Origin of the sequence: Streptomyces sp. NBC_00873 (assembly GCF_045207415.1) — a bacterium.
Classification (GTDB): domain Bacteria; phylum Actinomycetota; class Actinomycetes; order Streptomycetales; family Streptomycetaceae; genus Streptomyces.
Genome location: NZ_CP108803.1, coordinates 2,880,667 through 2,892,505, shown reverse-complemented (window position 1 = coordinate 2,892,505; position 11,839 = coordinate 2,880,667). Strand labels below are relative to the sequence as shown.

13 protein-coding genes and 1 pseudogene are annotated in these 11,839 nt (G+C 69.9%); 13 read left to right on the top strand and 1 reads right to left on the bottom strand.

Going from position 1 to position 11,839, the window contains the following annotated elements:
• The first annotated feature begins 122 nt into the window (after nt 1–122).
• From rplS to OH809_RS12850, 12 genes are all read left to right on the top strand, one after another.
• A complete protein-coding gene (gene rplS / locus OH809_RS12905; protein ID WP_093899094.1) occupies nt 123–473 on the top strand; it encodes a 50S ribosomal protein L19 in 351 nt (116 codons plus the stop codon).
• Nucleotides 474–518: 45 nt separating this feature from the next.
• Complete coding sequence (lepB, locus tag OH809_RS12900) at nt 519–1,286, top strand: signal peptidase I (RefSeq protein ID WP_406422255.1); 768 nt, start codon at nt 519–521, stop codon at nt 1,284–1,286.
• On the top strand, nt 1,279–2,349 hold the full coding sequence (gene lepB / locus OH809_RS12895) for a signal peptidase I (RefSeq protein ID WP_406515104.1): 1,071 nt from the start codon (nt 1,279–1,281) through the stop codon (nt 2,347–2,349). Before lepB (OH809_RS12900) ends, lepB (OH809_RS12895) begins: the two co-directional genes overlap by 8 nt.
• Entirely contained in the window at nt 2,255–3,148 is an 894-nt protein-coding gene (gene lepB / locus OH809_RS12890) for a signal peptidase I (protein WP_406425217.1), read from the top strand. The genes lepB (OH809_RS12895) and lepB (OH809_RS12890) overlap by 95 nt, the downstream gene beginning before the upstream one ends.
• A 51-nt stretch (nt 3,149–3,199) precedes the next feature.
• A complete protein-coding gene (gene lepB, locus OH809_RS12885) occupies nt 3,200–3,949 on the top strand; it encodes a signal peptidase I (protein WP_406422257.1) in 750 nt (249 codons plus the stop codon).
• Complete coding sequence (locus OH809_RS12880) at nt 3,939–4,427, top strand: NUDIX hydrolase (RefSeq protein ID WP_406515103.1); 489 nt, start codon at nt 3,939–3,941, stop codon at nt 4,425–4,427. The genes lepB (OH809_RS12885) and OH809_RS12880 overlap by 11 nt, the downstream gene beginning before the upstream one ends.
• Before the next feature lie 64 nt (nt 4,428–4,491).
• Nucleotides 4,492–4,800 (top strand): DUF2469 domain-containing protein, encoded by a 309-nt coding sequence (locus tag OH809_RS12875; RefSeq protein ID WP_003965949.1) that lies wholly within the window; start codon nt 4,492–4,494, stop codon nt 4,798–4,800.
• 121 nt (nt 4,801–4,921) lie between these two features.
• A complete protein-coding gene (locus OH809_RS12870) occupies nt 4,922–5,281 on the top strand; it encodes a YraN family protein (RefSeq protein ID WP_406422259.1) in 360 nt (119 codons plus the stop codon).
• Nucleotides 5,281–6,906 (top strand): YifB family Mg chelatase-like AAA ATPase, encoded by a 1,626-nt coding sequence (locus OH809_RS12865; protein WP_406515102.1) that lies wholly within the window; start codon nt 5,281–5,283, stop codon nt 6,904–6,906. The genes OH809_RS12870 and OH809_RS12865 overlap by 1 nt, the downstream gene beginning before the upstream one ends.
• Nucleotides 6,903–8,144: a DNA-processing protein DprA gene (gene dprA / locus OH809_RS12860; RefSeq protein WP_406515101.1), complete on the top strand. Its 1,242-nt coding sequence runs from the start codon at nt 6,903–6,905 to the stop codon at nt 8,142–8,144. Before OH809_RS12865 ends, dprA begins: the two co-directional genes overlap by 4 nt.
• Before the next feature lie 241 nt (nt 8,145–8,385).
• Nucleotides 8,386–9,222 carry an RNA polymerase sigma factor WhiG gene (gene whiG, locus OH809_RS12855; protein WP_266981018.1) on the top strand — a complete coding sequence of 279 codons (837 nt, stop codon included), beginning with the start codon at nt 8,386–8,388 and terminating at the stop codon, nt 9,220–9,222.
• Between the two features lie 94 nt (nt 9,223–9,316).
• Nucleotides 9,317–9,874, top strand: coding sequence for a TetR/AcrR family transcriptional regulator (locus tag OH809_RS12850; protein ID WP_406425219.1), 558 nt, complete (start codon nt 9,317–9,319; stop codon nt 9,872–9,874).
• A gap of 206 nt (nt 9,875–10,080) precedes the next feature.
• Here the strand turns inward: OH809_RS12850 and OH809_RS12845 are convergent.
• Nucleotides 10,081–10,443, bottom strand: a pseudogene (locus tag OH809_RS12845) (murein hydrolase activator EnvC family protein); the annotation flags it as partial.
• A 353-nt stretch (nt 10,444–10,796) separates the two neighbouring features.
• On the opposite strand from OH809_RS12845, the gene rpsB reads away from it, so the two are divergent.
• Entirely contained in the window at nt 10,797–11,738 is a 942-nt protein-coding gene (gene rpsB, locus OH809_RS12840; protein WP_406422262.1) for a 30S ribosomal protein S2, read from the top strand.
• Nucleotides 11,739–11,839 lie beyond the last annotated feature (101 nt).

The following is an 11,839-nucleotide window of genomic DNA, read 5'->3' as shown; positions in this document are numbered from 1 at the left end:
GCTGTACGTCCGGTGTGCGCCCCTGCCACAGGGGGAACGACGCCCGCCCGACGCGATCAGCACCCCATCTCCTTACGATCTCCCGTCGATGACCTGTGGCATCGGCGAAGAAAGCAGACAACATGGCTTCCCTGCTCGATGGCGTCAACGCCGCTTCCCTGCGTACGGACGTCCCGGCGTTCCGTCCCGGTGACACCGTCAACGTCCACGTGCGAGTGATCGAGGGCAACCGCTCCCGTATCCAGCAGTTCAAGGGCGTAGTCATCCGCCGCCAGGGCTCTGGCGTCAGCGAGACCTTCACGGTCCGCAAGGTCTCCTTCAGCGTCGGCGTCGAGCGCACCTTCCCGGTGCACAGCCCGATCTTCGAGAAGATCGAGCTCGTCACCCGCGGTGACGTCCGTCGCGCCAAGCTGTACTACCTCCGTGAGCTGCGCGGCAAGGCCGCGAAGATCAAGGAGAAGCGCGACAACTGAGCTAGCTCCCAGCTCCACGGCTCGGCCGGATAAGCTCTGGCCCCGATGGACACGGAAGCAAAGCACCCGGAGCGCGACGGCTCTTCCGCACCCGAAGCAGGGGCGGAGGAGAGGTCGCGCTCTTCGCGTATCCCGGACCGGTTCGCCTCGTTGTCGTGGCGGCGTGCAGCCTTCCTCGGCGCCGTCTGCTCGGTCTTCCTGCTGCTCTTCAGTACCTATGTGCTGCAGCCGTTCCTGATCCCCAGTGGCTCGATGGAGTCCACCCTGCGGGTGGGGGACCGGGTGCTCGTCAACAAACTGGCGTACCGTTTCGGCTCCGTACCGCACCGCGGTGACGTGGTGGTCTTCGACGGCACCGGATCCTTCGTCCAGGTGGCACCGGCCGAGAACCCCGTCACCGGGCTGCTGCACGGCGCGGCAGCGTCCCTGGGGCTGGCGGAACCTGCCGAGACCGACTTCGTGAAGCGGGTGGTGGGCGTGGGGGGCGACCGGGTGGTCTGCTGCGACAAGCGGGGCAGGATCGAGGTGAACGGGCAGCCGGTGGACGAGGAGTATCTCCATTCCGGCGACGACCCGTCCCGGGTGGCCTTCGACATCGTCGTCCCCGACGGCAGGCTCTGGATGATGGGCGACCACCGGAGCAACTCCCGCGACTCCCGTGACCATCTGGGAGAGCCCGGCGGCGGCATGGTGCCGGTCGGCATGGTCATCGGCCGGGTGGACTGGATCGGCTGGCCGCTGGGCCGGCTGGGCTCGATCCCGGAGACCGGCGCCTTCGACTCCGTACGGGAACCTGGCGGGACACATGGGTAACCGCGGACGGGCAAGCGGCGCGTCCGACGCCGACGCTCCGCTGCCGACCGGCACCAGGCCGACGGCCGCGCGCTCGCTGCCGACCCGGGCGGAGCGGCGCAAGCTGGCACGCCGGGTCAAACGGCGGCGGCGCAGGTCCGCTGTGAAGGAGATACCCCTCCTCATCACCGTGGCGCTGCTCATCGCACTCGTCCTCAAGACGTTCCTGGTGCAGGCCTTCGTGATCCCGTCCGGGTCGATGGAGCAGACGATCCGGATCGGCGACCGGGTGCTGGTGGACAAGCTGACGCCCTGGTTCGGATCCAGGCCCCAGCGCGGCGACGTGGTCGTCTTCAAGGACCCGGGGAACTGGCTGCGACAGGAGAACGTCGCGAAGAAGGATCCACCCGTCGTCGTCAAACAGGTGAAGGAAGTGCTGACCTTCATCGGGCTGCTGCCGTCCGACGACGAACAGGATCTGATCAAGCGGGTGGTCGCCGTCGGCGGTGACACCGTGAAGTGCTGCGACAAGGACGGCAGGGTCACCGTCAACGGCGTACCGCTCGACGAGCCCTATCTGCATCCGGGCAATCCGCCCTCCATGCTCAAATTCGAGGTAAAGGTTCCGGCCGGCCGAATCTTCGTCATGGGCGACCACCGCTCCAATTCCGCCGATTCGCGCTTCCACCTGGACGAGCCGGGTCACGGCACGGTCTCCGAGGACGAGGTCGTGGGACGGGCTGTCGTCATCGCCTGGCCCTTCGGGCACTGGCGGAGACTGGAAGAGCCCGAGACGTTCGCTTCGGTCCCGGACGCGCGCGCCGGGACGTCGGTGGCGTCCGCACCGTCGAATAGTGTGTCGTCCCAGGACCTCAATGGAAAGGTCCGGCTCCCGACCCCTGCGGAACTCCCGCTCGTTATGGGAGTGGTGGGCCTGCACCGACTAAGGGGCAGGCGGTGGCACGGAGTGAGGAGTGGATGTGGGGGATTTGGCGGTCGGCGCACGATCCGGACACGACGAACCCGAGGACCGGCCCGAGAGCGAAAGGTCTGCCGGGGCGACGCCGGGCCGGGCGGAGAGTGACGGCGACTCCCCGGACGGTGGTGGTAGGGCTCCGGGGAAGCCACGCTCCTTCTGGAAGGAACTGCCCCTCCTCATCGGCATCGCGCTGATTCTGGCGCTGCTGATCAAGACGTTTCTGGTGCAGGCGTTCTCGATTCCCTCGGACTCGATGCAGAACACGCTCCAGCGGGGCGACCGGGTGCTGGTCGACAAGCTGACCCCCTGGTTCGGCTCCGAGCCGCAGCGCGGCGAGGTCGTGGTCTTCCACGACCCGGGCGGCTGGCTGGTGGACGGCGAGTCGACGCCGCAACCCAACATCGCGCAGAAGTTCCTCAGCTTCATCGGACTGATGCCGTCCGCCGAGGAGAAGGACCTGATCAAGCGGGTTATCGCGGTCGGCGGCGACACGGTGGAGTGCAGGAAGAACGGGCCGGTCGTTGTCAACGGCAAGGCGCTGGACGAGCAGTCGTTCATCTACCCGGGGAACACCCCGTGCAACGACGAGCCGTTCGGTCCGATCAAGGTGCCCGAGGGCCGTATCTGGGTGATGGGCGACCACCGCCAGAACTCCCTGGACTCCCGCTACCACCAGGAGCTGCCCGGTCAGGGCACGGTCTCCACGGACGAGGTGGTCGGCCGGGCCATCGTGGTGGCATGGCCGATCAACCGCTGGGCGACCCTGCCGGTCCCGAGTACCTTCGACCAGCCGGGGCTGAACGCCGCGATGGGGCTGGCGCCGGGAGCACTCGGTGTGGCCGGAGCGCTGCCCCTCGTGTTGTGGCGTCGCAAGAGGCTGACCGCCGGGCGTACTGCCGGGTAGGGTGCCGACTCGGATCAGCGATTGTCGATCTCCGAGGTGGGGGACGCTGGGATGAGTGGAACAGGACGTACGGGTGACGGCCACGGTCGGCTCGGCAGCATGCTGTCGGGGCTGGCCGTGGCCGTCGGCTGTGTGCTCTTCCTCGGCGGGTTCGCCTGGGCGGCGGTGGTGTACAAGCCGTACACCGTGCCGACCGAGTCGATGACGCCGACGGTGAACGCGGGTGACCGGGTGCTCGCGGAGCGGGTGGACGGCGCCGAGGTGCGCCGCGGTGACGTGGTGGTCTTCAAGGACCCCGCGTGGGGCGACATGCCCATGGTGAAGCGGGTCGTGGGCATCGGTGGCGACAGGATCGCCTGCTGCGAGAAGAACGGCCGGCTCACCGTCAACGGCAAGCCCATTGAGGAACCGTATCTGCAGACCAAGGGCCTCGCCTCGGTGAAGAACTTCAGGGCGGAGGTGCCCAAGGGGCAGCTCTTCCTCCTCGGGGACGAGCGCAGCGGCTCCCTGGACTCCCGGGTCCACCTCGACGATCCGGGGCAGGGTTCGGTACCGCGCAGTGCCGTGCAGGCCCGGGTGGACGCCATCGCATGGCCGATGAACGGGATGATCGAGCGACCGCAGGCGTTCGCGGACCTTCCCGGCGGGGTGTCGAAGCCCGGACCGCTGAAGCTGCAGCTAGGGGCCGTGGTGGCGGGTGTGGTGCTCATCGTCGGCGGCGCGGCGTACGGGCCGATCGCGGCGCGGTCCGCACGGAGCAGGCGCGGACAGGGCGGGAAGGTGCCTGCGGGTGCCCGCTGAGACCCGCAAGGTCGCCCGGGTGATCCTGCTCGACCCCGACGACCGCATTCTGCTGATGCACGGCTACGAACCGGACAACCCCGACATCACCTGGTGGTTCACGCCCGGAGGCGGCCTGGAGGGCGACGAGACCCGCGAGGAGGCCGCGCTGCGCGAGCTCGCCGAGGAGACCGGGATCACGGACGTCGAGCTCGGGCCCGTGCTCTGGCAGCGCATCTGCTCCTTCCCGTTCGACGGCCGGCGCTGGGACCAGGACGAGTGGTACTACCTGGTACGAACCACGCAGACCGACACGGATCTGAGCGGGCTCACCGGGCTGGAACAGCGCAGTGTCTCGGGCCTGAGGTGGTGGACCTACGCCGAACTGTCGGTGGCGCGTGAGACGGTGTATCCGACCAGGCTCGCCGGGCTGCTGCGCACGCTGCTCGACGAGGGTCCGCCGCGTACGCCGGTGGTTCTGGCCCCCGAAATCGTCTAAGCCTTCGGGGGCGCGGGAGCCTGGCGCACAATAGGTGGACGCACGGCTGAAGGGGAACATGCCAATGAGCGCCGAGGACCTCGAAAAGTACGAGACCGAGATGGAGCTGAAGCTCTACCGGGAGTACCGAGATGTCGTCGGTCTGTTCAAATACGTGATCGAGACCGAACGGCGCTTCTACCTCACCAACGACTACGAGATGCAGGTGCACTCGGTTCAGGGTGAGGTCTTCTTTGAGGTGTCCATGGCGGACGCGTGGGTCTGGGACATGTACCGGCCCGCCCGGTTCGTCAAACAGGTACGCGTCCTGACCTTCAAGGACGTCAACATCGAAGAACTCAACAAGAGCGATCTCGAACTCCCGGGCGGCTGAGCCGCTCCGGCGGTCGCCGGTCCGTCCGGGTGGCCGAGTTGTCCACAACCGCTGAGTTGTCCACCAAGATCCACCAGCGGGGCTCGGACGCGTCAGAGTCGGTGCCGGAGGTGGTGCCGACATGAACGCACGGGGGGCACTCGGGCGGTACGGCGAGGATCTGGCGGCGCGGCTGCTGACCGACGCCGGCATGGCCGTACTGGAACGGAACTGGCGCTGTCGCGCCGGTGAGATCGACATCGTCGCGATGGACGGGGACGCGCTGGTCGTCTGCGAGGTCAAGACCCGCAGGGCGGGGGCGTTCGAGCATCCGATGGCAGCCGTCAGCCCGGTCAAGGCGGACCGGTTGCGGCGGCTCGCCGAGATCTGGCTCGACCGGAACGGCGGCCCGCCGCCGGGCGGGGTGCGGATCGATCTGATCGGCGTGGTGCTGCCCGGACGGGGCGCGCCGGTCGTCGAGCATGCGCGCGGGGTGGCCTGATGGGGTTCGCGCGGGCGTGCTCGGTGGCGCTGGTCGGCGTCGAAGGCGTGGTGGTGGAGGTCCAGGCGGACCTGGAGCCGGGGGTGGCGGCGTTCACCCTGGTCGGTCTGCCGGACAAGAGCCTGGTGGAGAGCCGGGACCGGGTCAGGGCCGCCGTGGTCAACTCCGGGGCCGAGTGGCCGCAGAAGAAACTCACGGTCGGGCTCTCCCCGGCTTCCGTGCCCAAAGGAGGCAGCGGCTTCGATCTCGCTGTCGCGTGTGCCGTACTCGGCGCGGCCGAGCGGATCGATCCCTCGGCCATCTCCGATGTGGTGATGATCGGGGAACTCGGCCTCGACGGCCGGGTGCGGCCGGTCCGCGGTGTGCTGCCTGCCGTGCTCGCCGCGGCGGAGGCGGGGTACCGGAAGGTCGTCGTGCCGGAACAGACCGCGGGCGAGGCGGCGCTGGTGCCCGGCGTCTCGGTCCTCGGGGTGCGGAGCCTGCGGCAGTTGATCGCCGTGCTCAGCGACGAGCCGGTACCCGACGAGCGGGAGGGTGACGAGGAGGGACGCCCCTCCACGATGCTGGCGGGGCTGATGGTGCCGGGCGCGGGCATCGGTACCGGACTGGCACGGGTCTGCGCACAGGGCGAGGGACCTCACCCGGACCTGTCGGACGTCGCCGGCCAGGAGACGCCGCGTCTGGCCCTCGCGGTCGCAGCGGCGGGCGGGCACCATCTGCTGCTCTCCGGACCCCCGGGCGCGGGCAAGACCATGCTGGCCGAGCGGCTGTCCGCGATTCTGCCGACGCTGACCCGGCAGGAATCCCTGGAGGTGACCGCGGTGCACTCGGTGGCGGGCATTCTGCCGCCGGGCGAACCGCTGGTCACCCGGGCGCCCTACTGCGCACCGCACCACTCGGCGACGATGCAGTCGCTGGTCGGCGGGGGGAACGGATTGCCGAGGCCCGGGGCGGTCTCGCTGGCCCACAGAGGTGTGCTGTTCCTGGACGAGGCGCCGGAGTTCTCCGTCCGGGCGCTCGACGCGCTGCGCCAGCCGTTGGAGTCGGGGCATGTGGTGGTGGCGCGCAGCGCCGTGGTGGTGCGGCTGCCCGCCAGATTTCTGATGGTGCTGGCGGCCAATCCCTGCCCCTGCGGGCGCCACACCCTCATCGGCGCCGGTTGCGAATGCCCGCCCTCTTCGGTCCGCCGCTACCAGGCGAGACTCTCCGGGCCACTGCTCGACCGGGTGGATCTGCGGGTGGTCGTCGCACCGGTCACGCGCGAGGACCTGATGGGCCGGGGAGGCCGGGGCGAGTCCACGGCCGTCGTCGCGGCGCAGGTACGGGAAGCCAGGGCCCGGGCGGCAGAACGACTTGCGGGCACGGGATGGACCACCAACAGCGAGGTACCGGGCCATGAGCTGCGAACCCGGCTGCTCACGGCGCCGGGGGCGCTCATGGAGGCCGAACGCGACATGGAGCGGGGGCTGCTCACCGCGCGGGGACTCGACCGGGTGCTGCGGGTGGCGTGGACCGTCGCCGATCTGCGCGGCGCGGATCGCCCGGAGGCGTCCGATATCGCGGTGGCGCTGGAACTGCGGACCGGGATCGCCCGGGGAGCCTTGGCCCGGGGCGGGGCGTCATGACGCCGGAGTCGGTGGGAGACCGCGAATCAGGGCGTGGGCAGGAGGCGGTGGGCGGCCGGCAACCGGTACGTGCGCCGGGGACGGTGGGGGAGCGGGAGCGGCTGGCACGGGCTGCGCTGACCCGCGTGCTGGAGCCGGGGGACGAGCACGGTGGCCGCTGGCTGCGCCAAGTCGGCGCCGTCGAGCTGATGCGGCGGCTCACGTCCCGGGACGGGACCGCGGAAGAGCTGAGCGGCATGACGCCGAAGCGGCTCGCCGGATACCGCTTGCGGGTCGGGTCCGCCGAGCCCGAGCGGGACCTGGCGGCGGTCGCCGCGGTGGGCGGCCGCCTGGTCTGTCCCGGTGACCGGGAGTGGCCCAGCCAGCTCGACGACCTGGGCGACTCCAGGCCGACCGCGCTCTGGGTGCGGGGCCGGTCCGATCTGCGGCTCTGGGCGCTGCGTTCCGTCGCCGTGGTCGGCGCCCGCGCCTGCACACCGTACGGGGCGCATATGGCGGCGAGCCTCGCTTCCGGGCTGGCGGAGCTGGGGTGGGTGGTCGTGTCGGGCGCCGCGTTCGGGGTGGACGGGGCGGCACACCGTGGCGCACTCGCGGCCGGCGGGGCGACGATGGCGGTCCTGGCCTGCGGCGTCGACGTCGCCTATCCCCGAGGTCATGCCGAGCTGATCGGACGCGTGGCGGAACAGGGTCTGGTCATCGGCGAGTTGCCGCCGTCCGATCATCCGACACGCAGCAGATTTATCCTTCGGAACAGGGTGATTGCCGCGTTGACGCGGGGAACGGTCGTGGTGGAGGCGCAATACCGCAGCGGCTCGCTGGTCACAGCGCGCAGGGCTCAGCAGCTCGGCCGCTTCACCATAGGGGTTCCGGGACCCGCCACCAGCGGGCTGTCGGCCGGTGTCCATGAACTGCTCCGGGGCGAAGGCGTCCTGGTCACGGACGCCTCGGAGGTGGCCGAACTGGTGGGGGACATCGGTGATCTCGCTCCCGCCCGACGCGGCCCTCTGCTTCCCAGGGACCTGTTGGACGCCGTCTGCGCCCGGATCCTCGACGCCCTGCCCTCCCGCGGTTCCGTCAACGCGAGGGACATCGCCCGCACCGCGGGGACCGGCGCCGACGAAGCGCTCGGCAGGTTGTACGAACTCCACTCACTGGGGTTCGTCGAACGTGATGGCGATGGATGGCAGTTGACGCGGCGGTCGGCCTGCGATGGGAACGCGCGGCGAGGCGGTCCTTGACCTGGAGTATTCGGGTGAAAAGGTGATGCCGATGACCTCGGCGGATCCTTCAGTAACCCCTCCGGGGCCGCTGCACAGGCGACGGGCCCGGAGCGTAGTCGTGTCCGTTCCCCCAGAAGTACCCGGCGCCGATGCTCTATCCTGCGCGCACCGCGACGCTTCAGTCACGCTACGCTCACAAGGAATCCGGCTCAGACACAAGTCCCCCAGCACTTCACAGCAGAACGGCTCAAGGCACCACATGCCCCAGCACACCTCCGGGTCTGACCGCGCAGCAGTGCCACCCGCTGCGCGTGGCACTGTGCGCCCCCCTGCCCCCTCCTCGCTCGACGAGTTGTGGCGTTCGTACAAGTCCACGGGCGACGGCCGGCTGCGGGAGCAGCTGATCCTTCACTACTCGCCGCTGGTGAAGTACGTCGCGGGCCGGGTGAGCGTGGGACTGCCGTCCAATGTCGAGCAGGCGGACTTCGTCTCCTCGGGAGTCTTCGGACTGATCGACGCGATCGAGAAGTTCGACATCGAACGGGCCATCAAGTTCGAGACGTACGCGATCACGCGCATCCGCGGCGCGATGATCGACGAGCTCCGGGCGCTCGACTGGATCCCGCGCTCCGTACGGCAGAAGGCGCGGGCCGTGGAGCGCGCCTACGCGACACTGGAGGCGCAGCTGCGGCGTACCCCGTCCGAGGCGGAGGTCGCGGCGGAGATGGGCATCGCCCTGGAAGAACTGCATGCGGTTTTCAGCCAGTTGTCGCTGGCGAACGTGGTCGCGCTGGAGGAGCTGCTGCATGTCGGCGGCGAGGGCGGCGACCGGCTGAGCCTGATGGACACGCTTGAGGACACCGCCGCCGACAATCCGGTGGAGGTCGCCGAGGACCGTGAGCTCCGCCGACTGCTCGCCCGGGCGATCAACACGCTCCCGGACCGCGAGAAGACGGTCGTCACCCTCTACTACTACGAGGGGCTCACTCTTGCCGAGATCGGCAACGTGCTCGGGGTGACCGAGAGCCGGGTCAGCCAGATCCACACCAAGTCGGTGCTGCAGCTCCGCGCGAAACTGGCCGACGCGGGACGTTGAGCAGGCGTCCGGCCGGACGATGTTGGCTGCCCGCGCCCCTCTCGAACACCTGCCGCCGTAGAGTGGATCCGTGCCCAGGATTCGAGCGGCCTCCGTGGCCGAGCACCGGACCATGCAGCGCGGCGCCCTCCTGGACGCTGCCCGCTCCTTGCTGTCCGAGGGCGGTACGGAGGCGTTGACCTTCCCCGCTCTCGCCGAGCGCACGGGCCTTGCACGGTCCTCCGTCTACGAGTACTTCCGTTCCCGCGCGGCCGTCGTCGAGGAGCTGTGCGCCGTCGACTTCCCCGTCTGGGCGGCCGAGGTCGAGAACGCGATGGAGCGGGCGCAGACGCCCGAGGGAAAGATCGAGGCGTATGTACGCCGCCAGCTCGATCTGGTCGGGGACCGGCAGCACCGCGCTGTCGTCGCCATCTCGGCGAGCGAGCTGGACACGGGCGCACGGGAGAAGATCCGGGCAGCGCACGGCGGGCTGATCGCCATGATCGTCGAGGCGCTCGGTGACCTCGGCCATGAACAGCCGAGGCTGGCGGCGATGCTGCTGCAGGGCTCGGTGGACGCAGCCGTGCGCCGTATAGAACTGGGCGTGGCGGAGGCGCCCGGGGTGATCGCTGACACCGCCGTCGCCATGATCCTGCGGGGCGTACGGGGCTGACGCCCGTAGCCGGCCGCCGTCGCGACGAGGAGCACGGCAGGATCTGCGTACCCGACGGCGCCCGGCGCCCGCGGCTCCGGTACGCCGAACACCGGCAGCAGCCGCGAAGGACCCCGCCGCAACAGCGCCGGAGGCAGCAGCGACAGCGGATCCAGATACGCGTCACCACGCCGCAGCCCCCAGTGGAGACACCCGGACTCGCAGTGGAACGGCCCGGCCTCCATGACCGCGACCGTCTGGCCGGCGCGGACCTCGTCACCTTCCGAGACCAGCGCCCGCACCGGCTCGTACGTCGTGCGCAGCGGCGGATCACCGGTCCCCGCCACCTCGATCGCCAGCACCCCCCGTCCCGCGACGCGCCCCGCGAACGAGACCCGGCCACCGGCGGCGGCTTGCACCCGGGCACCCGGCGTGGTGGCGAGGTCGACGCCACGGTGCCCCCGCCCGTAGGTGCCGGCCGGCGGCTCCCACCCCCGTACGACCACGGGCCGCCCCGCAAGCGGCCACGCGCGCCCGCCGTCCGGCGTGGGGTCGTCCGCGGCGGCGGCGTCGCCCGCACCGCACAGCATCGTGAGCACGGCCATGAACGTCGCCACGAGCGCCGCCCGGACCCGGCGAGCCGTCGGTTCAGGTGTGTATCGCATGACCCGAACCGTTCCCCACCCGGCGGATCCGTGGGGATCATGGACCGGATCTGTGGACTACTCGCCGGTTGTGGACAGCGCCGTCACCCGGCACTCGACGGGTCCCGTACACTTCTTGTGGCGATCCGGGTCACCGGGTCGACTTCGCACGCCCCGCCACCTCCCTCTCTGCGGACGGTGGCCGCGCTCCTCGGTCCCTTGTGGCACGGCGCGTCGGGGCGTCAGGCGCGACCGCAATCCTGCGGTCGCGACAACCGAGTACCTCAAGGAGTACGGCCATGGCCGTCGTCACGATGCGGGAGCTGCTGGAGAGCGGCGTCCACTTCGGTCACCAGACCCGTCGCTGGAACCCGAAGATGAAGCGCTTCATCTTCACCGAGCGCAACGGCATCTACATCATCGACCTGCTCCAGTCGCTGTCGTACATCGACCGCGCCTACGAGTTCGTCAAGGAGACCGTCGCGCACGGCGGCTCCATCATGTTCGTGGGTACGAAGAAGCAGGCCCAGGAGGCCATCGCCGAGCAGGCGACGCGCGTCGGCATGCCGTACGTCAACCAGCGGTGGCTCGGTGGCATGCTCACCAACTTCTCCACCGTCTACAAGCGCCTTCAGCGTCTGAAGGAGCTTGAGCAGATCGACTTCGAGGACGTGGCCGCCTCCGGCCTCACCAAGAAGGAGCTCCTGGTCCTCTCCCGCGAGAAGGCCAAGCTGGAGAAGACCCTCGGTGGTATCCGCGAGATGCAGAAGGTGCCCAGCGCCGTCTGGATCGTCGACACCAAGAAGGAGCACATCGCCGTCGGTGAGGCGCGCAAGCTCCACATCCCGGTCGTCGCGATCCTCGACACCAACTGCGACCCCGACGAGGTCGACTACAAGATCCCGGGCAACGACGACGCGATCCGCTCCGTCACCCTGCTCACCCGCGTGATCGCCGACGCCGTCGCCGAGGGCCTCATCGCCCGTTCCGGCGCTGCGACCGGCGACTCGAAGCCGGGCGACAAGGCTGCCGGTGAGCCGCTCGCCGAGTGGGAGCGCGACCTGCTCGAGGGCGACAAGAAGGCAGACGCCGAGGTGCAGACGTCCGCCGAGTCCGAGAAGGTCGCTGACGCCGCCGAGGCGCCGGCCGAGGCCGCTGCCGAGTCTCCGGCCGCGGACGCTGCCGAGTCTCCGGCCGCGGACGCTGCCGAGGCTCCGGCCGCGGACGCCGAGCAGGCCTGACAACTCCGTCACGGCTGAATGACGGCGGGGGCCGGTGCCGCAGGCACTGCCCCCGCCGTTCACCCGTAGATCTTTCAGACTTCGAGAGAGAAACACAGACT